Origin of the sequence: Shewanella sp. Iso12 (genome assembly GCF_012030025.1) — a bacterium.
Classification (GTDB): Bacteria; Pseudomonadota; Gammaproteobacteria; order Enterobacterales; family Shewanellaceae; genus Shewanella; species Shewanella algae.
Window position 1 is genome coordinate 849,093 of sequence record NZ_JAAUHW010000001.1, and the last position, 23,251, is coordinate 872,343.

At 52.9% G+C, this 23,251-nt stretch carries 17 protein-coding genes; 4 read left to right on the forward strand and 13 right to left on the reverse strand.

Annotated features, from left to right (window positions below; translation table 11 throughout):
- Window positions 1-98: 98 nt before the first annotated feature.
- The gene (locus HCX89_RS03745) at window positions 99-467 is read left to right on the forward strand and encodes a PilZ domain-containing protein (RefSeq protein WP_045283640.1); all 369 of its coding nucleotides are present in this window, start codon (window positions 99-101) and stop codon (window positions 465-467) included.
- A gap of 91 nt (window positions 468-558) precedes the next feature.
- Here the strand turns inward: HCX89_RS03745 and radA are convergent, their stop codons facing one another.
- Window positions 559-1,923 carry a DNA repair protein RadA gene (gene radA, locus HCX89_RS03750; protein ID WP_039033655.1) on the reverse strand — a complete coding sequence of 455 codons (1,365 nt, stop codon included), beginning with the start codon at window positions 1,921-1,923 and terminating at the stop codon, window positions 559-561.
- Window positions 1,924-2,090: 167 nt separating this feature from the next.
- Here radA and HCX89_RS03755 point away from each other — a divergent pair, with 167 nt between their 5' ends.
- Complete coding sequence (locus HCX89_RS03755) at window positions 2,091-4,505, forward strand: PilZ domain-containing protein (RefSeq protein ID WP_167715091.1); 2,415 nt, start codon at window positions 2,091-2,093, stop codon at window positions 4,503-4,505.
- On the opposite strand, the gene HCX89_RS03760 is transcribed toward HCX89_RS03755, so the two are convergent.
- Window positions 4,472-5,392 (reverse strand): alpha/beta hydrolase, encoded by a 921-nt coding sequence (locus HCX89_RS03760; RefSeq protein WP_167715094.1) that lies wholly within the window; start codon window positions 5,390-5,392, stop codon window positions 4,472-4,474. The two genes, HCX89_RS03755 and HCX89_RS03760, sit on opposite strands and share 34 nt — an antisense overlap.
- Window positions 5,393-5,483: 91 nt before the next feature.
- A complete protein-coding gene (gene serB / locus HCX89_RS03765) occupies window positions 5,484-6,461 on the reverse strand; it encodes a phosphoserine phosphatase SerB (protein ID WP_167715096.1) in 978 nt (325 codons plus the stop codon).
- A gap of 81 nt (window positions 6,462-6,542) precedes the next feature.
- On the opposite strand from serB, the gene HCX89_RS03770 reads away from it, so the two are divergent.
- Window positions 6,543-7,610, forward strand: coding sequence for a YtjB family periplasmic protein (locus HCX89_RS03770; RefSeq protein ID WP_167715098.1), 1,068 nt, complete (start codon window positions 6,543-6,545; stop codon window positions 7,608-7,610).
- Between the two features lie 108 nt (window positions 7,611-7,718).
- On the opposite strand, the gene deoD is transcribed toward HCX89_RS03770, so the two are convergent.
- The 10 genes from deoD to pnp form a co-directional block, all read right to left on the reverse strand.
- Window positions 7,719-8,429, reverse strand: coding sequence for a purine-nucleoside phosphorylase (gene deoD, locus HCX89_RS03775; protein WP_025009945.1), 711 nt, complete (start codon window positions 8,427-8,429; stop codon window positions 7,719-7,721).
- Between the two features lie 76 nt (window positions 8,430-8,505).
- On the reverse strand, window positions 8,506-9,723 hold the full coding sequence (locus HCX89_RS03780) for a phosphopentomutase (RefSeq protein WP_025009944.1): 1,218 nt from the start codon (window positions 9,721-9,723) through the stop codon (window positions 8,506-8,508).
- A 1-nt stretch (window position 9,724) separates the two neighbouring features.
- Complete coding sequence (gene deoA / locus HCX89_RS03785; protein WP_167715101.1) at window positions 9,725-11,065, reverse strand: thymidine phosphorylase; 1,341 nt, start codon at window positions 11,063-11,065, stop codon at window positions 9,725-9,727.
- Between the two features lie 144 nt (window positions 11,066-11,209).
- Window positions 11,210-11,983, reverse strand: a complete 774-nt coding sequence (deoC, locus tag HCX89_RS03790; RefSeq protein WP_025887927.1) for a deoxyribose-phosphate aldolase — start codon at window positions 11,981-11,983, stop codon at window positions 11,210-11,212.
- Window positions 11,984-12,373: 390 nt separating this feature from the next.
- Window positions 12,374-13,213, reverse strand: coding sequence for an outer membrane protein OmpK (locus tag HCX89_RS03795; RefSeq protein ID WP_025887926.1), 840 nt, complete (start codon window positions 13,211-13,213; stop codon window positions 12,374-12,376).
- 293 nt (window positions 13,214-13,506) lie between these two features.
- Complete coding sequence (locus HCX89_RS03800; RefSeq protein WP_025009940.1) at window positions 13,507-14,802, reverse strand: NupC/NupG family nucleoside CNT transporter; 1,296 nt, start codon at window positions 14,800-14,802, stop codon at window positions 13,507-13,509.
- Window positions 14,803-14,978: 176 nt separating this feature from the next.
- Window positions 14,979-15,776 carry a TatD family hydrolase gene (locus HCX89_RS03805; protein ID WP_044735698.1) on the reverse strand — a complete coding sequence of 266 codons (798 nt, stop codon included), beginning with the start codon at window positions 15,774-15,776 and terminating at the stop codon, window positions 14,979-14,981.
- Between the two features lie 228 nt (window positions 15,777-16,004).
- Entirely contained in the window at window positions 16,005-17,588 is a 1,584-nt protein-coding gene (gene prfC, locus HCX89_RS03810; RefSeq protein WP_025009938.1) for a peptide chain release factor 3, read from the reverse strand.
- A gap of 99 nt (window positions 17,589-17,687) precedes the next feature.
- Window positions 17,688-18,587 carry a lipoprotein NlpI gene (gene nlpI, locus HCX89_RS03815; protein WP_028780654.1) on the reverse strand — a complete coding sequence of 300 codons (900 nt, stop codon included), beginning with the start codon at window positions 18,585-18,587 and terminating at the stop codon, window positions 17,688-17,690.
- 153 nt (window positions 18,588-18,740) lie between these two features.
- Entirely contained in the window at window positions 18,741-20,843 is a 2,103-nt protein-coding gene (pnp, locus tag HCX89_RS03820) for a polyribonucleotide nucleotidyltransferase (RefSeq protein ID WP_025009937.1), read from the reverse strand.
- Window positions 20,844-21,043: 200 nt separating this feature from the next.
- Here pnp and HCX89_RS03825 point away from each other — a divergent pair, with 200 nt between their 5' ends.
- The gene (locus HCX89_RS03825; protein WP_044733930.1) at window positions 21,044-23,098 is read left to right on the forward strand and encodes an EAL domain-containing protein; all 2,055 of its coding nucleotides are present in this window, start codon (window positions 21,044-21,046) and stop codon (window positions 23,096-23,098) included.
- The last annotated feature ends 153 nt before the right edge of the window (window positions 23,099-23,251 follow it).

The following is a 23,251-nucleotide window of genomic DNA, read 5'->3' on the forward strand; positions in this document are numbered from 1 at the left end:
TATTTTGTCTGTAGCGGATAGATATTTGACCTGAGTTCGGTGCCAAGCGCTTCTTATGTGGCTACAATAAGGACAGACCAAGAATTAAAGGACTGAATATGGACGAAAAGCGCAAGTTTTCACGGATCCTGTTTACCATAGATGCCCAGTTGAGCTGCGGTGACAAGATATGGGGCACCCACTTGCTGGATCTCTGTCTCAACGGCGCCATGGTAGAAGAACCTGCCGATTTCGCTCCCGAAGGCGTGCTGGAGCTGAGTTTTCGCCTGCCTCAGTCCGAGGTGCAACTCTGTATGGAGGCCGAAGTTGTGCATCGCCGCAACGGCCTTCTGGGTCTCAAGTGTGCCCTCATCGATGTCGAGAGCATCAGTCACTTAAGAAGGCTGTTGGAGTTGAATCTTGGCGATGCCTCACTGCTGCACCGGGAGTTGGAGCAGTTTATCGCCGAACATGAACAGAGCAGCTGAGGCGGCTCCTGCTTCGCAGTTTACAGGGCCGCAATAGCCCTGTTTGCCGGGCTATGACTCACATAGCACTCACATAGCGCTCATATAGCAATCATAAAGCCCCGAGCGCCTCGCTGAGTTTGCTCACCCCTATCACCTGCATCCCCTGAGGCGGCTTTTTCGGCATATTGGCCTTGGGCACTATCGCCCGGGTAAAGCCGTGCTTGGCAGCTTCGACCAAACGCTCCTGGCCATTGGGCACGGGACGTATCTCGCCGGAAAGGCCCACTTCGCCGAACACCACCAGATCCCTGGGCAGAATATCACCGCGGAAACTGGAAACCATGGCCAGCAGCAGAGTCAAATCGGCGCTGGTTTCTGTCACCTTGACACCGCCGACCACGTTGACAAACACGTCCTGATCCGACATCTGTAATCCGCCATGACGATGCATTACCGCCAGCAACATAGCCAAACGGTTGGCATCCATCCCCACTGCGACCCGCCGCGGATGCGACAGTGCCGAGCTGTCTACCAACACCTGCAGTTCCACCAACAGAGGCCGGGTGCCCTCCCAAACCACCATCACCAACGAGCCGGAGGCAGCTTCATCGGCGCGAGACAGAAATATCGCCGACGGATTGGCCACTTCCTTAAGCCCCCGCTCCGTCATGGCGAATACCCCCAGTTCATTGATCGCGCCGAAGCGGTTCTTGTGCGAGCGCAGGGTACGGTAGCGGCTATCGCTGTCCCCTTCAAACATCACAGAGCAATCTATGCAGTGCTCCAACACCTTGGGGCCGGCCAGAGAGCCGTCTTTGGTAACATGGCCGACCATGATGATGGCGATACCGTTTTGCTTGGCAAAACGGGTCAGAAAGGCGGCCGACTCACGAACCTGGGCCACACTGCCGGGGGAGGACTGCACATCGCTGATATGCATCACCTGAATCGAGTCTATTACTATGACCTTGGGCTTCTCCCGCAGTGCCACAGTGCAGATGGTCTCGACACTGGTTTCGGACAACATCTTCAAACGCCCGGTGGGCAGGCCCAAACGATGGGCTCGCATCGCCACTTGCTGCAAAGATTCCTCGCCGGTCACATAGAGAGCCGGCATGGTCTCGGCCAACTGACACAAAGTCTGCAGCAGCAAGGTACTCTTGCCTGCGCCCGGATGCCCGCCAATCAGGATGGCACTGCCGGCGACTATGCCGCCACCGAGCACTCGGTCAAATTCGATAAAGCTGCTGGGGATCCTTGGCACTTCGTTGAGATCTATCTGATCCAGCGTCTGGATCTCACTGGCACCGGCGCCGGCATAACCGCTGAACTGACCGCCCCGGGATGGCGTGGCCGCCCCCAGCCGGACTTCGGTAATGGTATTCCATTCATGACAGGCACTGCACTGCCCCTGCCAGCGGGGAAAGTCCTGGCCACATTCGTTGCACACGTATGCTGTTTTATTCTTCGCCATCTGGGTTCAAACTTGTGTAAAATCTGTAATAGTTAATTAAAATAATTGCACTTTCAAAGTGATACTTTCAGCATGATAGTCCCGAATTGGGTTCAAGCTTCCCAAAGCCGGGCCGACATAAGACTAACAGTCAGCACAAGAATAAGCACCCTTTAAAGAGCGAGTCCATGAGCCCAGATCACCACAGCGCCCTGATTGAACAACTCAAGCCCCTGATGATGGAGCCGGACTTCAGTGAGATCTTCTTGCAGCTCACCGCCGAAGAGTCCAACTCGACCCGCTTTCTGTTAAAGATGGAAATCCAGCGCCTGGCTTCCCCCTGCCTGAGGATCATTGACCTCAGAGACAAGTCGGAACTGCCCTGCCAGGAGTATCGCTTCGCCGACCAACGCCACTTCCTCGATGATCCGGCCAAAGAGGCCTTTGATGCCGCACTGGCACTGTACCGCAACCAGTACACCATGGGAGTGTACGAGCAGGTGATGGAGGCGCATCGCCAGCGTCGCCAAAAGCTGCAGCAAACGCCCCGCAATCAGGAAGGACTGGGGAATCCCTATCTGGTACCCGGGATTGTGCTGGGGCGCTACTTCAACCGCAGTGAAGAGCGGATGAACTACAGCATCAAGATAGCTGTCTCCCAACCCGGCAGAGAGGAGGTGCGCGGCAATACCGCGGATCTCTCCGTCGGTGGCGCCAGAGTGCGCCTGCCTGCCAGACACAACTTCGATCTCAACCGGCCGCTGCGGGTCAAGCTGCTGGATCTCAGCGATGAATACTATTACCGGGATCTGCAACTCGGGGTCGACTACCAGATAGTCGATGCCCAGACAGAGCAGGACACCTGCTGGATGCGGCTCAAGCGCATCGGCGGCAGCGAACAGTTGGCCGAAATGCTCGCCAGCCTCATTCGCGGCTATAAGTTCCGCTATAAGGTGGATGTCAACGATGTGCTGGTAACCGCCACGGGGATGGGGTTCGAGCGCCATTACCTGGCCCATCTGCCGCACCTGCCGCTGTTTATCGAACAGGACAGCCAAGGCAAGCCTGCTATTGGTGCTCTGCTGCTTAGCCGGGACAATCAGGCACTGCTGCACGATTTCCTCGATGAAGCCGATATCAACCAATTGCCGGGACTGCTGAGCAAGCAGAGACTGGCGGCCATGCTCGCCGAGCCGGACAACGCCGACCACAGATTACTGCTCAGCTTTACCTATAACGCCCGTGGTCAACTCTACTTCTACTCTGCCAGCCTCAGCGAGCTGAAAAAAAGCCGCCTGCAACCTCTGTTTCTCGGCTTTGGTGCCACCAAGGGCAGTTGGAAGGTTATCCAGGTTAGCCTGGATGCCATAGACCACCGGGGTTCCTACAAGGCCTCCATGCTCCCGGGCGATGACAGCAACTACTCGGCACTGACTGAGCAGCAGTTGAGCAAATACAGCCACATATTACAGTTGATGGATGTGACCGACGAACAGGCCGCCGAAGAGTATCGTCGCTGGCCATTCAAGATGGACGCCAATGAGCTCAAGCGTTTCGGCCAAACCAAAATCACCACCAACAGTATCCGATTGGTGTCCATGTATTTCAGCGAACGGCGCCAGGAAGCCAGGTTCTCCTTCAAGACCCTGGTCAACATCAGTCAGGGCAAACAGCAATACACAGGGATCACCCATGATATTTCCAGTCGTGGCCTGCAGCTGAATCTGGATGAAAACGCGACTCTCAATCCCAAGGAGCCGCTGCTGCTGAGCTTTCCCAAACTGCAGGAGCTGGCGCCCAAGGCAAAACTTCAGGCGCTGCCCTATCGATTGGTGCGCAGCCGTAAAAACGGTGTCACCCTGCATCTGGCGGCGGTGATGGGCCACACGCCTCATCCGGGCGTGGAGTTTTTGCATCGCCTGATAGAGCAAAACCGCGAGAAATTGCAGCAACTGACAGAGGATAACTCTGAGGTCAAAGAACTGGCCGAAGCGATGAAAAACCTCTTGATGCGCAAACTGCATTCAGTGCCTTTCCTTGTGGAAAAAACTGTCAAGTCTTTCCGTTTATCGGCGCTGGGGGTCGGCGTAGAGCCGGATGCCGTCAGCGACTTGTTCGCCAACAGTAGCGCTGAGCAGTTGCAGTTCAATCTCGAACCTTTACTGCAAGACGGCCGGCTGAAGCGCGACTTTATCGGCCCGATACGGGCGATGAAGCCGCAGATGACCATGGACAGCTTCGAAGTCTTTGTGCAGTTGGTGCGCCAATCCAGCGGCCAGTTGCGGCTGCGCTGCACTGCCCGCCATGAACTGGCGGAGCGTCAGGCCCAAGTGGATTTTATCCGTCAGGCGCAATCGCTCGGCAGCTTTATGGCCTTGAAAGTCTATCGCGGCGCCGCCGGTAAACCGGATCTGGGCTATATCCGCCGCGAGCTGGAATATATAGGTGTCCATGCCAAGCACAAGGCCAAGAAGCTCGAAGAGATGCTGTGGCGGGTAGTGGGCGTTGGCGAGTTTTTGGAAATCACCAGCGAGGTCTTGCTGCGCTACCCGGAATTAAATCCAGAAGCTCAGTCACTGACGCTGGAAAGCTCAAAACCCTGATACCAGGCGAGCACCTTGTTGAAATGATCGTTTGGTGCATCCACATGGGTCAGCATATCCGCATGACCATAGTCGTGGCGATTGCCGTTTTCTCGTGACAGTAAGGTAAAGCGGCTATTCTGCAAGCCGCATTCGGCCATCATATCCAGCACATCTTCCAGGTTGCCGAGCACAGTGTCATTCTGTCCGGCGATAAACCAACTCTTGGGCCAAGTGGCTTTGGCGGCAGCCCGGCCATAGTCAAAGCCATCGTCATGATCTATCCAATCACCGCGTACCCAATCTATGCTCTGCTGTAGCGAAGCCCGACTCTCGTTATCCATGCCCATGCGCCACTTGTCGGCCGCGAGATAGCCGTGACTGGCGGCAATGCCGGGAGCCAGGCGGTTCCAAACCAGATCCACCATCAGCCACTTTTTCAATGACCTGACTCTTATGGTGCGCTTGCTGCCAAAGGTAAGCAGTGATGCCACCGAGGCTTGCAGTTCAGGAAATCGGGCCAAGGCGCTGGCCATCAGCACCCCGCCCCAGGAATGGGCACACCAATGCAGTTTGTCCAGGGATTCGGCCTCAAGCAGATACTGCTGTACCAGGGGCAGTTGTTCACGGATGACCTCGCCTTGTCCAAGCTCAAACCCTCGCGCCAACTTAGGCGTGCTGAGGCCGCGACCTGCACTGTCCATTACATAGACGGTAAAGCCCGCCTGGGCCAGAAACGGTGCCAGACCTCGACCTCTGCTGCTGTAAAACACCCGGCCGTTGGACATGGCGCCATGCAACATCAAAATCGGGATCTGATGCCGAAAACCGGCTGCGGGAGAAATTTTGCGAAGATGCAGTTCGCCATCTCGATAAGGCAGAAAGATTGATTGCTGTACAGTTTCCATGGAGTGTGTCGTCACCGGGTTATATAGCAAAAGCTAATGAATCCCGGTCACAAAAACAAGAGCAATCACTCTAATTCTAATTGTTAACGCTTCAGCGCCCTTGCAGCAAGAAAGGTAATACCTGCAGGCCCAGCTTATTGATCCTGGCCGCAGCCGCCGCAGCCAGCTTAGGTTTGGCATGATAGGCAATACCAAAATCGGCCGCCTGCACCATGGGGATATCGTTGGCACCATCGCCTATGGCCAGCCTTTGCCCGGCAGCTATCTGCCACTGCTCGGCGCATGTTTTCACCACATCAGCCTTGAAGGCGGCATCCACTACCTGGCCGCTAACCTCGCCGAGCAACTTGCCATCGCTTATTACCAGTTCATTGGCAAAAGCGGCATCCAACCCAAGCAACTGCTGCAGATGGCCAACAAAGGGGGTAAAACCACCTGAGGCCACCACAGTGCGCCAACCATGGGACTTGAGCTCGGCTATCATGCTCTCAAGCCCGGGGCTCAAGGGCAAGCGGGCACAGAGGTCATCAATAATACTTTGATTCGCGCCCTTGAGCTTGGCCACCCTCTGGCGCAGGCTCTGTTCGAAGTCCAGCTCCCCCTGCATCGCCCGCTCGGTCACTTGTGCCACCTCGGCGCCCACGCCGGCAGCGGCCGCCAATTCATCGATACACTCAATGGTAATGGCGGTCGAGTCCATATCCATCACCAACAGGCCTGGAGTCGAAAGCTGCGGTAAACTCGTTGTCGCCGCAATGGACAGGTAGTCCAGCTCGCAAATTGACTCAAGACGATTCTGCATGGATTGACAGATACCCGCCTCGAGCAGCAACTCGAGCCCATACAAGGATTGCTCGCGCTGCAAAATCGCCACCGCCCTAGGTGCCAACTCGGGAAGCAAGTCGGCAACAGCAGCCGCGGCTTTTTCACTGAAGATCAGCCGTAATCGCTCACCTTGAGCATGTTGCCCTTCCTTGAATGCCGGCCAAGTATGCTGCTGCAGACTCAAGACATAGACACCATCCTGACGTTGACTGGCCAACAGGGGAAAAGGTAAGACTGACTCCATGGTCACTGCTCTCCGGCTATCGGGCATACCCATAATCCATTATGATTAGGGAAACACCGAATTTGATTAAGGGACAAAGTATTGTTGTTCAAGGGCCTTAAAAAAAGCCAGAAGATCAGCAGACTGCTGCAGATCGCCATAGCCGTCACTCTGCTGGTCGGCCTGGTCCAGCTGTGGCAGACAAGCCTACTACAAGGGCAGCGGCTTCTGAAGACCCAAACCCAAAAGATGGCCAGATTATTGGTGCAACAAACAGCCTATGGTGCCGCACCGGCGTTGCAACTGCAAAATGATGAGCAGTTGCAATGGCTGGCCAGCGCCCTGGTGGAAGATCCCAAGGTGATGGCGGCGACTATCTACAGTGAGGATGGCCAGCGGCTATCCTTTGCCCAGGATGTCAGCCCAGAGTTGCTGGAGCCGGATTCCCCGGAGCTGGATGATCTGCTGGCGCCCTATCCCCCTTATGTCGAGCCGGTGATCCAGCAAGGTAAAAACCTGGGCTTCGTCGAAGTCAGGCTGGATCCCAAGCTGTTTTTCAATGAGATCAAAGAAGCCCACGAGCTAAATATGGAGCAGCAGCAACTGATGCTGATAGTCGCGGGCTTTATCGGCCTGTTGCTGTCGCGGGCCTTGTCGTTCAAACGCGCCGACTTTGACCGCCGCCGCACCCGAGTCAAGCGCAGGCGTAAAAAGCTTAAACAGCAGGAAAAAGCAACCGCCAAGGAAGCCGCGGATACTGAACCTACTGCCGCCGAAAGCCAAGATTCAGCCACGGATACCGGCGAATCCCAGACAGAGCTTGAAGCTGAATCCAACACCAATATGTCTCCCAAACAGGTTGAACAGCCCGCCAAAGCCTCGGCCAGAAAGGTTGCCAGGCCAGAGCACTCGGAGGTAAACACTGAGCCTGGGATTGACAATAAAACAGGGGAAAAGGTCCAAACAGAAACAGGCGCTGAAACTTCAGCGCCCCAAATTGACCCAAGTAACCAAAGAGACCAAAGTAACCAAAGCGAAGCCAAGCAAGCCAACGATAGCCTGATCCCGGATCCTGTCGATGCGGACGATCCCCGCGGTAAACGTCCCTGGCCGGGAGTTGTCCCCAAACGGGAGCCACAAACTGCAGAAGCAAACAAAAAGAACGAGTAGCCCAAGAGCCAGCTTCAGCTGCAGAGCCGCGCTCCAGGAATAAGTGAAAAGGCTTAAAAACAATAAGGGCTCCCGAGGGAGCCCTTATGATGTCAGTTGGTTACCGGATTACAGGGTAATCGCTGCATCCAGCGTCATGACGATCATATCGTTGAAAGTGGTTTGACGCTCATCAGAGCTGGTCTTCTCACCGGTACGGATATGGTCGGAAACAGTTACCACGCAAAGAGCGCGGGCACCGAATTCATGGGCAACACCGTAGAGACCGGCAGCTTCCATTTCCACACCCAGTACTCCCATCTTTTCCATCACGTCGAACATTTCAGGATCCGGAGTGTAGAAGAGATCGGCAGAGAACACGTTACCTACACGAATTTTGGTACCGTGAGTCTTGGCTGAGTCGACTACAGCGCTCATCAGCTCATAGTTGGCGATGGCAGCAAAGTCCTGACCTTTGAAACGCAGGCGGTTCACCTGAGAATCGGTGCAGGCGCCCATGCCGATGATCACATCGCGCACTTTAACGTCAGTACTGATTGCACCACAGGTGCCTACACGGATCAGGTTCTTGACACCATAGTCCTTGATAAGCTCTGTAGCATAAATGGAGCAGGAAGGGATACCCATGCCTGAACCCATCACAGAGATACGCTTGCCTTTGTAGGTACCTGTGAAACCGAGCATGTTACGTACGTCGGTAACCTGCTCTACGTTTTCCAGGAAGGTTTCGGCAATGTACTTGGCCCGCAGTGGATCGCCAGGGAAAAGTACGGTTTCAGCGAATGCGCCGTCAACTGCATTGATATGTGGTGTTGCCATCGAAATAACCCCGTTAGTTTTATAAAGACTCAAGTCTGTTTATTAAAGACGGCTCCGGCGAGGGAGCCATATCTTGTCAGCGAATAAATGATTCGCCGTATTCCATTGGTTCCAGCTTGAAGTAGCTGGCAATGGATTGGCCGATATCGGCAAAGCTCTTGCGACGCCCCAATGAGCCGGCACTCAAACCTGCGCCATAGGCCAGAACCGGCACATGTTCGCGGGTATGATCTGTGCCTTCCCAAGTAGGGTCGCAACCATGGTCTGCGGTCAGGATAAGCAAGTCATCCTTATTCAGCAGTGCCAGGATTTCAGGCAATCTTGCATCGAAGTATTCCAGTCCCCGAGCGTAACCAGCCACATCACGACGGTGGCCATAGTGGGAGTCGAAATCCACGAAGTTGGTGAAGACTATGGTGTTGTCACCGGCAGCCTTAACCTGCTCCAGTGTAGCATCGAACAAGGCTTCCAGGCCCGAGGCCTTAACCTTGCTGGTGATACCGCAGTGGGCATAAATATCGGAAATTTTACCGACACTGACCACTTGGCCGCCGGCGGCTTTCAGCTTATCCAGCACAGTTTTCGCCGGCGGCTCTACCGCGTAGTCACGGCGATTGCCGGTGCGGGCAAAGTCGGCGGCGCCGCTGCCAACAAAAGGTCGCGCTATGACTCGGCCGATATTATATGGCTCAAGCTCTTCACGGGCGATTTCACACAAACGGTAGAGGTTCTCCAGGCCGAAGCTTTCTTCATGGCAGGCAATCTGGAACACAGAGTCGGCCGAGGTATAGAAGATAGGCAGGCCGGAACGCATATGTTCTTCACCCAATTCTTCCAGAATCGCAGTACCGGATGCGTGACAATTGCCGAGGAAACCGCTGAGGCCGGCGCGCGCCAGGATCTTATCGGTCAATTCTTTGGGGAAAGAGTTTTGTTTGTCACTGAAATAGCCCCAATCAAACAGCACGGGAACACCGGCCATTTCCCAGTGACCACTGGGGGTATCCTTGCCTGAGCTCAGCTCTTCAGCATGGCCATAAGCGCCTATCAGCTCGACATCGGCGTCAAACCCGGGGGCAAACTGACCTGTGCTTTCCATGGCGGCATGTGCCAGCCCCAGACGGCTCAGATTGGGTAACTTCAGCGGCCCTTCACGGCCATCATTGGCACGCCCTTCGGCACACTCCTTGGCGATATGACCAAAGGTATCTGAACCCAGGTCACCAAACTTGGCAGCATCACCGGCTGCGCCGACGCCGAAGGAATCCAGCATTAAAATAATGGTACGTTTCATACTACTTCTCCTGGAGATCGGCGGCGCGGATGGCGCGATAGATCTCCGGTGTTTTCTCAGGGGCGCTGTCGCCAATGACTATGGCTCTGCGCACCGCGGCAGCGGCTTCTTCGAAGGCGCTTTCTGACTGGGCATGCACCATTGCCAGCGGCTTGTCGGCATTGATTTCATGTCCCAGGGCACAAACCTGTGTCAGGCCGACGCTGTAATCCAGGGCATCACCAGGCTTACGACGACCACCACCCAGAGTGACCACAGCCAAGCCGAGTTCACGGGTATCCATGCTGTAAGCAAAACCAGAACGCTCGGCATATACAGGACGAACAATCTTGGCCTGGGGCAAGTATTTTTCAGGATGTTCGACAAAATCGGCCGGGCCACCCAGTCCGGAAACCATACGGGCGAAGATCTCGGCGGCCTTGCCATTATCCAGCACGGCGTTGAGCTTACTGCGGGCCTCGGCCTCATTGGCGGCAAGGCCACCGAGCAGCAACATCTCACTGCAAAGTCCCATGGTGACTTCGTAGAGGCGCGGATTACGATATTTGCCGGTAAGGAAGTTCACCGCCTCGAGCACTTCGACCGCGTTCCCGGCGCAGGAGGCCAACACCTGGTTCATATCTGTCAGCAGAGCCGTGGTCTTGGTACCTGCACCATTGGCAACAGCAACAATAGAACGAGCCAGTTCCTCGGATGCCTGATAAGTAGGCATAAAGGCACCACTGCCCACTTTGACGTCCATCGCCAGCGCATCCAGGCTACAAGCCAGCTTCTTCGACAGAATAGAGGCGGTGATAAGCGGGATGGATTCGACAGTGGCCGTGTTGTCACGAATGGAATAGAAACGCTTGTCGGCAGGGACCAGATCGCCGGTTTGACCGATAATGGCCACACCGACCTCTTTAACCACCTTACGGAATAGTTCGCTGTCGGGCTCAGTCTGATAGCCGGGGATGGCGTCAAACTTATCCAGAGTGCCACCTGTGTGGCCCAGACCACGACCTGAAATCATGGGAACATAACCGCCGCAGGCTGCCGCCATGGGGCCAAGCATCAGGCTGATAACATCGCCCACGCCGCCTGTGCTGTGTTTGTCTATGACAGGGCCGTCGAGCTTCAGGCTATCCCAATTGAGCACAGTGCCGGAATCACGCATAGCCGTAGTCAGTGCGATGCGCTCATTCATGCTCATGTCGTTAAAATACACCGCCATCCCGAATGCAGCTATCTGACCTTCAGACACGCTGTTATCGGTAATGCCTTTGACAAAGAACTGGATCTCCTCCTTGGAAAGCGCCATTTTTTCGCGTTTTTTACGAATTATCTCTTGTGCCAGAAACATAATACTGCCTCCTTTCTACTGCAACCTTGTCTATAAAAGCCGTTACAGTATTGGGGTTGGACGTCAAAATATGTAGTAACTTTATTACAGATACTAGCCAAGTTTTGACGTCACCAAATAGACTTGGATCACAATCAGCGGGGATTAGTAACCTTGAGTCGGTGCTGGAGCGTCAGCCAATTCCAGCGTGTGCAGCAGACTGGCCAGCAGGCTGGATGCACCGAAACGGAAAGTACGGGGTGATACCCAGTCATTGCCCAGAATACGCTCGGCTGTACCGAGGAATTCAGCGGCTTGGGCGGCATCACGTACACCACCGGCAGGCTTGAAGCCTACTGCGGGGTTCTTTTCACTGATAACGGTCAGCATGATTTCAGCCGCTTCAAGAGTGGCATTGACAGGTACCTTACCGGTAGAGGTCTTGATAAAGTCAGCGCCGGCATCGATAGACAACTCGGAAGCCTTGCGAATAAGCGCCGGGTCTTTCAGTTCACCGGATTCGATGATCACTTTCAAAAGCACATTGTCACCACAGGCTTCTTTACAGGCTTTGACCAACTCAAAACCAACTGTTTCGTTGCCTTCCATCAGCGCACGATAAGGGAATACCACATCCACTTCGTCGGCACCGTAAGCTACTGCCGCACGGGTTTCCAGCACGGCGATAGCGATGTCATCATTGCCGTGAGGGAAGTTGGTGACTGTGGCAATACGGATATCATCGGCGCCCATGGCATCCAGAGTCTTGCGCGCGATAGGAATAAAGCGTGGATAGATACAGATAGCAGCAGTATGACCGGCCGGAGTGTTGGCCTTATGACACAATTCGATCACCTTCTGATCGGTATCATCATCATTCAGGGTGGTCAGATCCATCAGTTGGATGGCGCGCTGTGCTGCTTGTTTTAAATCGCTCATAATTGCTCTCCGAGACATAAAATCAAAGGATTAAAAATCTGTCTTGGCAGCGCCAGAGGGGCTTTTTGTGGTTATTGTTATGGCCGGGCCTTCGGGCGACGCCTGCATTTGACTGCAAATCATCTTTGTAGGGTATTCAACCTTGATAACGAGTATCACGACTTGAATCCTTGAAGACCGGGAAGGGGGAACTCGAGTTCCTTGCCTTGCCGCGAAAAATCCCTTTTAACGCGAGAAATCTGTCAACCTTTACATAAACAAGCTGAACCAGCTTCCGGCTAATATTGCGGGTTCATTGAACCCAACTCACTATAGCTCAGGCTTAGGTAAAGATTAAGTCAGAGCAAAATAAAAACGGGGGTCACCCTAGAGGATAACCCCCATCTACCATTAGAACTTGTAGGTAGCGCTCAGGTAGTGAGACCAACCTGTAGATTCCAGAGCCAGGGCACCGGCACCGTCTTCAAGCAGGTATACGTCTTTAAAGCCTTTCAGGCCATAGCCCAGAGCGTAACGATCTGAGTGCCAGTACAGGCCGAAGAAGATGTTACCACCGTTAGAAGTCTTAGGAACAAAAGCTGTCTTGTCTTCGTCAGCACCGAACTGGTAGTCGATGTAACCCTGGAACGACAGGAAGCTCTTGTTGTCGAAGAAGTAGAAAGGCTTGAACCAGTTCATGGAGAACTGATAACCGTTCCACTCTTTCTCATTCAGGTCGTAGAAAGCGTACAGGTTCATGCCGGTTTTACCCAGCCATGGCACCATCACGTCAGCACCCACACCCCAGAATGAGCTGTTAACGCCGTCACCATTCAGGCCGTCCCAGTTGAACAGAGTAGAGAAGTAAACTTCTTGAACTGGGCCGAAAGACAGGTCTTTATTGAATACTGCATCCATGGAGATACGTGGTGCAAACTTCATGAATATCTTGCTGGTGCCTGAACCTGGGTTCTTGTCACCGTCAGTGGTGTACTGGTTACCCAGGTTGAACACATCAACATAACCGTACAGATCGAAGATACCTGAACGACCACCGAATTCCATTTCCAGGTAGTTGTGCTGATCACCTGAAGCTGGGTTATCTGGCTTCTCACCGATAGAGTACATCAGGTTGAACTGCATCCATTTGTAATCACTGGCGTGCAGGTCAGAACGATCAGCGGCGTAGGCATTGCCTGACATGGCTGCGACCGCTGTAGCGGCTAAAGCTAAAGTTTTAACGTTTTTCATCATCAACCCCATTCATCTTTGGTTCTCGCTACCCTCTTGGAGCAGCATTCTTTTAATTGGCGCCCGCATTCTACCTTCTCCATCCAAAACTACAAGAAAGACAAAATAAAATACGAACACTAAATTTTATATTTGAACAAAAGTACCCATTTCACTCACTAGTCAGAAATATCTGCACTCTTGTTCTGCTCATGTTGCCTACCTAAGTGGGCACAGGAGCCAAGCAAAGCTAATTTGGAAATCGATTGGGTTAACAAGAGGCCTGCGAATTCAGGCCTCTGTTCACTACCGTCTTACAGTGCCAGGAACAAACCGGCCAGAGTCGCACTCATCAGGTTAGCCAGAGAACCGGCAACCACAGCGCGCAGACCCAGTTTAGCCAGATCGTGACGACGATTTGGTGCCATGGCACCCAAGCCGCCCAGCAGAATTGCGATGGAAGACAGGTTAGCGAAGCCACACAGAGCGAAAGAGATAATCGCCTGAGTACGGACTGTCATTGGCGCCTGAGTTTCGGCCACACACATAGGCAACTCTTTAGTGACCTCAGCGGCAACGGCAGTACAACTCATGGCAGCATCATGGATGTAGGGTGCGAAGTTCATGTAAGCCACAAACTCGTTGACCACTATCTTCTGACCGATGAAAGAACCGGCAACCATGGCTTCATTCCAAGGCACACCGATGAGGTAAGCCAGAGGCATAAAGATATAGCCAAGGATCAGTTCCAGGGTCAGGTTTTCCATACCGAACCAACCGCCGATACCACCTATGATGCCGTTGATCATGGCAATCAAACCGATGAAGGCCAGCAGCATAGCACCAACGTTCAGTGCCAGGTGCATACCGGAAGAAGCACCGGCAGCGGCAGCATCGAGTACGTTGGCAGGCTTGTCTGGATCTTCAGGCAGCTCATCCATGTCGTTCTTGGCAGTTTCAGTTTCAGGATGCATCAGCTTGGCCATCAACAGACCCGCAGGTGCCGCCATGAAAGAAGCCGCAACCAGATACTGGATAGGTACACCCATCTGTGCATAACCGGCCAGAACAGAACCTGCGATAGATGCAAGACCACCCACCATAATGGCGAACAGCTCAGATTGAGTCATGGTTGGAATAAAGGGACGAACCACCAGAGGCGCTTCGGTCTGACCCACGAAGATGTTGGCTGTGGCAGACATGGACTCGGTACGGCTGGTGCCCAGGGCCTTCTGCAGCGCCCCACCCAAAATACGAATGATCCACTGCATGATGCCCAGATAGTAGAGCACAGCGATCAGAGAGGAGAAGAACACGATAACCGGCAGCACGTTCACTGCGAAGATAAAGCCGACTTTGAAGTTAGCCAAATCACCAAACAGGAAGCTGATACCATTTTGTGCATAACCGATAACACTGGAAACAGCATCGGATACGTTCTTGAGAACGTCCTTACCGAACGGCACGTACAAGACAAAACCGCCCAATGCAGCCTGAATTGCCAGTGCACCACCGACAGTTCTAAGATTGATTGCCTTCTTGTTGTTGGACAACAAGAAACCAATCGCGAGTAGGGTGACCACCCCTACCAAGCTCATAAGTATATTCATTAACCATCACCCTATTGTTAACGCTTTTTAATTATGTTGTTAACCAACCTTTTTCCGAGCAAGATTATACCCGACCTCCGGGGCAAAATCGTCGTTTTGATCAAATTTTTGAAGTTAATTTTCAAAAGTTTAGTCACATCACAGAATGCGAGTTACACCTGTTTAATTAAAAGAAACTAAAGCTCAAACAGTTGCATCAAGTTCTGTTGGAGGTGTTCTGATATTAGAACATTGGTTTTTTTCTGCAAATCCGCCAATTCGGCTATTATTTGTACCAATGTCAGGGGGGTATTGCGTTTTTCCGGTAGGAAACCCGGCGTCATTGAGGGCGAATCAGTCTCAACCAACAAGGCATCGAGCGGTAATTTGCCAACCGCATCACGCAGCTTTTTTGCATTTTTATTCAGCAATAAGCCGCCAATCCCCAACTTGAAGCCAAGCTCCAAATAAGCGATCGCCGTCTCATAAGAGCCATTAAAGGCATGAACCACCCCGCCCCGCGGCAGTGAATGCTGTTTCAACATGCCCAAGAGTTCATTATGGGTCTTCACCGAATGCAGTATCAGCGGCAGCTTCAACTCCGCCGCCAAGGCCAACTGCCCTTCCAGCACCCTGTATTGCAGGTTCCAGGGGACATGCGCCGGGTTATCTTGCGCCAGCTCAGCCTTGGGTTTGTCCAAACCACACTCGCCGATTCCTACCATCAGAGGGTCATTTACAGAAGTGAGCTCACTTTTGAGCGCTGTCAGCGCCAGGTCACTCTCGACAATTGATTTAGGGCAATACCAAGGATGTATCCCTAAGGTGAAAGGCAGTTGCAGCTGGTGAGCAATCGCTTTCAGCTTTGACCAATGCCGAGGACTGACACCGGGAATGATAGCACCGCCAATACCGGCGGCTTTCATCGCGGCCATGAGGGCTAGTCTGTCATGATCAAAGTCGCTGAAATCCAGATGAGCGTGAGAATCAAAGATCATGCTGTTCTCCTTCTTTTTGCCTGTCTTTAGCGTCGGCCTCTTGCCCAACTTTTTGCAAAGGAGGATCGCTGAGTCTTGGCATACAGCAGCGCCGGTTTTCTTCGGTTAACCCCATGCGATCACAAAAACGGATGTAACTTTGCCAGCACTTTTGAATAAAAAACATCAGAAGATCTCTCAACAACATCCCAATAAAAAAGGTGGAGCAAGCTCCACCTTTATGATTTAGTGTTCCCGGGTCTTGGCAAACTCAATGTCCGGATAGCGCTCCATGGACAAATTGAGGTTAACCATGGTCGGGGCAATGTAAGTCAGGTTGTCGCCGCCATCCAGCGCCAGGTTGGTGGAGCACTTGCGCCTGAACTCCTCCAACTTGCGGGCATCGTCACAGTAAACCCAACGCGCGGTTGCCACATTGATGGCCTCATAGATGGCTTCCACGTTATATTCCGACTTGAGTCTGGCTACTACCACCTCAAACTGCAGCACCCCAACAGCGCCAACGATAAGGTCATTGGTGTCCAGAGGGCGGAAAACCTGCACGGCCCCCTCTTCCGAGAGCTGCACCAAGCCTTTAAGCAGCTGTTTCTGCTTCAATGGATCTTTAAGACGAATACGACGGAACATTTCCGGCGCAAAGTTGGGGATCCCGGAGAACTTCAACTCTTCCCCTTGGGTAAAGGTATCACCTATCTGAATGGTGCCATGGTTGTGCAGGCCTATAATATCACCGGCATAGGCTTCGGCGGCGCGCTCACGGTCACCGGCCATAAAGGTTACCGCATCGGAAATACTGACGGTTTTCCCTATACGGACATGCTTCATCTTCATGCCTTGGGTGTATTTACCGGAAACGATACGCATAAAGGCGATACGGTCTCTGTGCTTGGGATCCATGTTCGCCTGGATCTTGAAAACGAAACCGGAAAACTTGTCTTCACCGGCTTCGACCAAACGCTCAGTGGTCTGTCTTGGCATTGGCTTGGGGGCCCAGGCGGTCAGGCCATCCAGCATATGGTCGACCCCGAAGTTACCCAGGGCGGTACCGAAGAACACAGGTGTCAGCTCACCACTTAAGAACAGCTCGAGATCAAATTCATTGGAGGCGCCGGTTACCAACTCCATCTCTTCACGCAGCTGCGCTGCCAGATCGCTGCCAACAGCTTGGTCCAACTCAGGGTTATCCAATCCTTTGAGTATCTTCACTTCCTGAATGGTGTGACCGTGACCGGTTTGATACAGGATGGTTTCATCGCGGTGGATATGATAAACGCCTTTGAAAGACTTACCACAGCCTATGGGCCAGCTGACCGGAGCACAGAGAATATCGAGCTCGTTTTCCACTTCATCGAGCAATTCCATCGGATCGCGGATATCCCGGTCGAGCTTGTTCATAAAGGTGACGATAGGGGTATCACGCAGCCGCGTCACTTCCATCAGCTTACGGGTTCTATCCTCAACCCCTTTGGCAGCATCGATAACCATAAGGCAGGAGTCCACCGCTGTCAGGGTACGGTAGGTATCCTCAGAGAAGTCTTCATGGCCTGGGGTATCCAGCAGGTTAACCAGGCAGTCGTTGTAGGGGAACTGCATCACAGAAGTCGTGACCGAGATCCCCCGCTCCTTTTCCATCTCCATCCAGTCAGATTTTGCATGCTGAGACGAGCCACGGCCTTTCACTGTACCGGCAGATTGAATGGCGCGGCCATGGAGCAAGACTTTCTCTGTAATGGTGGTTTTACCCGCATCCGGGTGAGAAATGATGGCGAAGGTGCGGCGCTTGTCCACTTCGACTTTAATACCTGACATGTTCTTCCGTACACTTATGACGCTTGAAAAAGGCGCAAATTATAGCGCCTCACTCAGGCCTTGGCTAGGCAAGGCCTTTGATTGTCAGATAAAGGCAGATCAGTTAGCTGTCTGTTGTACAGGTTGCGGCGTTTGCTCCAGCAATGCCAGTTCCATTCTGGCATATCTGTGCTCGACAAAATCATAGATATTGGTAGCCAGCGCCAGGCGCAGATAATCGGCCGCCTTATCCTTATGGCCTTGCTCGGTCGCCACCTTGGCCAAATAGAAATAGGCTTCACACAAGCGCTCGGCATATTCTTTGGGGTGAGTCAGGCCACTCTTGGCCATGGCAAACACCTGGGACTCATCAACCGCGCCCAGATAATAGTCGACCAGCACAGTCGCCCAGGCATTGTCATCCAGACGGGTGCGGTTGAACTGCAGCCTTGCCAGCGCTTCCTGGGGTGAGAGTTCATACTCGGTCAGATATAGCCACAGCGCCCGGTAACCATCGCTTTCATCCTTGAGGTAAAAGCTTTCCATGTCTTTGGCAGCAAGCTCTTTGCGATCGCCATAGTAGAGGGCAATTCCGCGATTGAGAAAGGCATAATCATATTCAGGCGATAACTCAAGAACCGCATCAAACGCCTCGTAGGCACTTTCAAACTCACCTTCCTGGGTGTAATAGATACCGAGGAAGTTATAGGCATCGGCCAAATCCGGTTGCAATTTCAGCGCCTGATGGAAATCGATACGTCCGAGGATCCTCAAGCCTACGCTGTCGTATATAACGCCGCGATCATAATGAAAACGGGCGCGTTGCTCTGTGGTCAGCTCTGCTCTGGCCAGGATTTCGTTGAGTTTTGCCAGAGTGACTTCCAACTTATAGTCCGGCAAGACAGGGGCGACCAACAATTCACTGTTGGCTTCAGACGCCGGCAGGGAAGCGCATCCCGAAGTCAGCAAACTGGCTCCGGCCAGTACAGAAAACACAGCGGCGCGCAGATTAAAACTCATCCAATCCTTCCTTTGTCATATCCCAATGCAGGCTCAATCATAGCAATACAGCAGTGCCTACGCTATCAAGCCGCAGTGGCAAATCCAAGATAATTTAAGTGGTGGCAATAAAAAAGGAGACCCCAAGGTCTCCTTTTCTCATGCTATGAAAGCTTACTCGGCTGCTTCTGGAGCGGCTTGTTGTGCTTCCTTGATAGACAGACGCACACGGCCCTGACGATCCACTTCCATTACCTTAACGGTAACTTCCTGGTTCAGTTGCAGGTAGTCGGATACATTGGCCACACGCTCTTCAGCGATTTGAGAGATGTGTACCAGGCCATCTTTACCGGGCAGTATGTTAACGAAGGCACCGAAGTCAACGATGCGGATAACTTTACCCTTGTAGATGCGACCCACTTCCACTTCAGAGGTGATCTCTTCGATGCGGCGGATAGCTTCCTTGGTGGCATCGGCATTGTTTGAAGCAATCTTCACAGTGCCGTCGTCTTCCAACTCGATAGTGGTACCTGTCTCTTCGGTCAGTGCACGGATAGTTGCACCGCCCTTACCTATCACTTCACGGATCTTCTCAGGGTTGATCTTGATGGTAGTGATACGTGGAGCATGGTCGGAGATATCGTCACGGGCAGAGCCAATGGCCTGATCCATTACATTAAGGATATGCACACGGGCACCATAGGCTTGCTGCAGCGCAATTTCCATGATCTCCTTGGTGATACCTTCAATCTTGATATCCATCTGCAGTGCGGTTACACCATCACGGGTACCGGCCACTTTAAAGTCCATATCACCCAGGTGATCTTCATCGCCCAGAATGTCAGACAGTACGACGAAGTCATCACCTTCTTTCACCAGCCCCATGGCGATACCGGCAACAGAAGTCTTGATAGGTACACCGGCATCCATCAGCGCCAGAGAAGTACCACACACAGACGCCATAGAGCTGGAGCCGTTGGATTCAGTGATTTCAGATACTACGCGCACGCTATATGGGAATTCTTCGGCAGAAGGCATTACTGCGTTGATACCACGCCATGCCAGCTTACCGTGACCGATTTCACGACGCTTTGGTGAACCCACCATGCCGGTTTCACCGACAGAGTATGGAGGGAAGTTATAGTGCAGCATGAAGCGGTTGGTACGCTCGCCCATGATAGAGTCAATCTTCTGCGCATCACGTTCGGTACCCAGAGTACAGGTCACCAGAGCCTGAGTTTCACCACGGGTAAACAGGGCGCTACCGTGAGTACGTGGCAGCACGCCGGCCATCACAGACAGGGCACGCACCATATCAGGCTCACGACCATCGATACGAGGCATACCTTTGATGATGCGGCTACGAACCACTTTCTTCTCCAGGCTACCCAGCAGGCCGTCCAGCTCACGCTGATCCAGCTCAGGGTTTTCCTCGAGCAGCTTTTCGATAGCGGCTTTCTTGACTTCAACTACCGCATCGCGACGCTCATGCTTGGCGATGATCTGGTAAGCGGCGGTAAGACCTTCTTCGGCCAGCGCCTTAACCTTGGCAACCAGCTCTTCGTTGGCAACAGGAGCTGTCCAGTCCCAAGCAGGCTTACCGGCTTCGGCCTTGAGTTCATTGATGGCATTAACCACCACCTGCTGCTGCTCGTGACCGTATACCACGGCGCCCAGCATCACTTCTTCAGGCAGGGCCTTGGCTTCAGACTCCACCATGAGCACGGCGCTCTGAGTACCGGCAACAACCAGATCCAGCTGGCTGTTTTCACGCAGCTCTGCACCAGGATTCAGCACGTACTCGCCATTGATGTAACCGACACGTGCCGCACCCAGAGGACCATTGAATGGAATACCGGAAATAGCCAAAGCAGCAGAGGTACCTATCATGGCCACAATGTCTGGCTCGATCTGTGGATCAACAGAAACCACAGTGATGATCACTTGGACTTCGTTGGTGAAGCCGTCAGGGAACAGTGGACGGATAGGACGGTCAATCAGGCGGGCGATCAGTGTTTCATCTTCAGATGGTCGACCTTCACGCTTGAAGAAACCACCAGGGATCTTACCGGCTGCGTAAGTCTTTTCCTGATAGTTAACAGTCAGCGGGAAGAAGTCACGGCTTGGGTCTGCTTCTTTCTTGCCAACCACAGTCACCAGAACTGTAGTATCGCCCATGCTGGCCAGAACGGCTGCATCGGCTTGGCGTGCAATAACCCCTGTTTCCAGAGTGACTGTGTGTTGACCATACTCAAAACTTTTTACAATAGGATTCACTTGACCCATTCCTTAATTTAATAACCTTGAATTTCGCGCGTAAGTATACTGCAAACATCTTGAATAGATAAAGAGTGCCAGATGATGACAAAGGCGCTTCTTTTTTCTAAAGTGGACTATATCAACCACAAGTTGCTGCATTGCTACCAATTTGGACTAGCCTTGAATATAGAATTCGACTACAAAGCAGGAAGAGGCAGATGAATACTGCCAGGTTCAAATCACTCACCTGGAAGCAAACCAATCTGGTGGTTTTCACTGCGCTATTCTTTGCCGTTGCCATTTTTATCATCGAAATTTTGATTGTGGTGACTACAGAAAGGCAGTCCTTGATCAGCAGCCAGCAGGAGTTGCTCGATTCTGTGGAGCAGCCTGCCGCCAATGCGGTCTGGGCGCTGGATGATAATCTGGCCCGGCAAACCCTTGAAGGGGTGATGAAGGTAGACCATGTCGGTTCGGCCAAGATCACTCTGGACGACAACTCTCTATTCGTGAATCTCGGCAGCAGCCGCCCGGAGCCCTCAGATACTTTCGGGGATATCAGTCTCAAACTGTTTGGCGATCTCAAGCAGATATCAAGGCCACTGCAACGGCCCTTTTATTTTGAAGGTGCGCAAAAAGAGCAACTGATAGGCACGCTCACTATCAATTATGATACCCGAGAGCTGACCCAAAGCCTTATAAGCCAGTTGCAGTTCAGTTTTGCCGCCACCCTGGCCAGGGCGTTGTTTCTGACTCTGGTGCTGTCCATAGTGTTTCACCGTTTTCTGACTCAGCCTATCGCCCGTATCAGCGAGGCGATAGACAAAATTGACCCGGAATCACCGGATGAAAACATGCTGCCGGTATCGGCCAACCACAAAGATGACGAATTGGGGCTGGTTACCTCCAAGTTCAACCAGATCCTCAAACAGTTCAGCCAGACCCAAAGCAAGCTGCGTAAAATGGCGACCCGGGATCCACTCACCGGCCTGCCCAACCGTACCTTGCTACTTGAAACCATAGCCGTCACCATTCAACGCGCCAGGGTGCACAGACGTAACTTCAGCCTACTGTTTATCGACCTCGATAGGTTCAAAAACGTCAACGATTCCCTGGGTCATGCGGTAGGCGATCAGTTTCTGGCAAGAATCGCCCGCATTTTGGAACGGGTGGTCGGTGACAAGGGCACAGTGGCCCGTCTCGGCGGCGATGAGTTTGTGATCCTGGCCGATGAAATCCAATCACCGACCCAGGCCGCCGACTTTGTCGACAAGTTGCTGGTCCAGCTCAATACTCCGGTGCAGCTCAACGAACATGCCATTCACCCGGCCGCTTCCATAGGTATCTCCATCTACCCCGAAGATGGTCTGAGCGCCGAAGACCTTATTCGTCATGCCGATATCGCCATGTACAGTGCCAAGGCCGCCGGTTCCAACCAATGGGCTTTCTTCAAGCAACAGATGACAGAGCGAGCGGCGGTGAGACTGCGCACCGAAGCCTCCCTGCACGATGCCATTCGTAACAACGAATTCCTGTTGCACTTTCAGCCTAAGGTCAATATAGAGACCGGCGAGTTGATGGGATGTGAGGCGCTGATCCGCTGGCAAAAAGACGGCCGCCTGATAAGCCCCATGTCGTTTATTCCCGTGGCGGAAGAAACCGGGATCATCATCCCTATCGGCCGCTGGGTCATAGAACAAAGCTGCCGGGTGCTGCGCCGCTGGCAAAAACGCTATAACTTCAGCACTCCTATCGCCGTCAACGTTGCCTCACAGCAGTTTGCTGACGCCAGCCTGGTACCGGATATCAAACAGATGGCGCTGCGCTATCAGATAAAGCCTGAATTGCTGGAAGTGGAGATCACCGAGACCTCGCTGATGAATGATATTGAGTTGGCAATCAGCAAGCTGGAGCAACTTAAATCCGCAGGGTTCGGTATTGCAGTCGATGACTTCGGTACAGGTTACTCATCCCTTTCCTATCTGAGACACTTGCCAATCACCACCATGAAGATTGACCGCTGTTTCGTGACCGATCTGCCCCATGAGAGCGCAATAGCTTCCACTATTTTGATGTTGGGACGGCAACTGGATCTGAAAATTGTCGCCGAAGGCATAGAGAACGAGCAGCAACTTGAGTGGCTGAAGCAAAATCACTGCGCCATAGGTCAAGGCTTCTATTTCAGTCAGCCGCTGTCACTGGAAGAGTTTGAGGCCAAGTACATCATCCCGAATAACGCCAGGATCCTGGAGTTGGATGGCCAACTAAGCTGAGCTTGAGCCGATAAGCTTCGCTGCATTCACTCACTCTGAAAAGCCCGTGCTCAAAGAGAATGCCTAGGTAGAATTTTTAAAGACAGGTTAGGACGAAAGCGCACAGAAAAGGGCTTGATTTCAATAAGTTTGCCCCAAATTGCAGATACAAAA

Excerpts from the sequence above, each read along its gene's own strand:
- HCX89_RS03745 (WP_045283640.1), top strand. The coding sequence starts at position 99 with ATGGACGAAAAGCGCAAGTTTTCACGGATCCTGTTTACCATAGATGCC.
- prfC (WP_025009938.1), bottom strand. The coding sequence starts at position 17,588 with ATGTCAGGTATTAAAGTCGAAGTGGACAAGCGCCGCACCTTCGCCATC.
- deoA (WP_167715101.1), bottom strand. The coding sequence starts at position 11,065 with ATGTTTCTGGCACAAGAGATAATTCGTAAAAAACGCGAAAAAATGGCG.
- deoD (WP_025009945.1), bottom strand. The coding sequence starts at position 8,429 with ATGGCAACACCACATATCAATGCAGTTGACGGCGCATTCGCTGAAACC.
- deoC (WP_025887927.1), bottom strand. The coding sequence starts at position 11,983 with ATGAGCGATTTAAAACAAGCAGCACAGCGCGCCATCCAACTGATGGAT.
- HCX89_RS03760 (WP_167715094.1), bottom strand. The coding sequence starts at position 5,392 with ATGGAAACTGTACAGCAATCAATCTTTCTGCCTTATCGAGATGGCGAA.
- HCX89_RS03795 (WP_025887926.1), bottom strand. The coding sequence starts at position 13,213 with ATGAAAAACGTTAAAACTTTAGCTTTAGCCGCTACAGCGGTCGCAGCC.
- HCX89_RS03825 (WP_044733930.1), top strand. The coding sequence starts at position 21,044 with ATGAATACTGCCAGGTTCAAATCACTCACCTGGAAGCAAACCAATCTG.
- nlpI (WP_028780654.1), bottom strand. The coding sequence starts at position 18,587 with ATGAGTTTTAATCTGCGCGCCGCTGTGTTTTCTGTACTGGCCGGAGCC.
- HCX89_RS03780 (WP_025009944.1), bottom strand. The coding sequence starts at position 9,723 with ATGAAACGTACCATTATTTTAATGCTGGATTCCTTCGGCGTCGGCGCA.
- HCX89_RS03755 (WP_167715091.1), top strand. The coding sequence starts at position 2,091 with ATGAGCCCAGATCACCACAGCGCCCTGATTGAACAACTCAAGCCCCTG.
- serB (WP_167715096.1), bottom strand. The coding sequence starts at position 6,461 with ATGGAGTCAGTCTTACCTTTTCCCCTGTTGGCCAGTCAACGTCAGGAT.
- radA (WP_039033655.1), bottom strand. The coding sequence starts at position 1,923 with ATGGCGAAGAATAAAACAGCATACGTGTGCAACGAATGTGGCCAGGAC.
- HCX89_RS03800 (WP_025009940.1), bottom strand. The coding sequence starts at position 14,802 with ATGAATATACTTATGAGCTTGGTAGGGGTGGTCACCCTACTCGCGATT.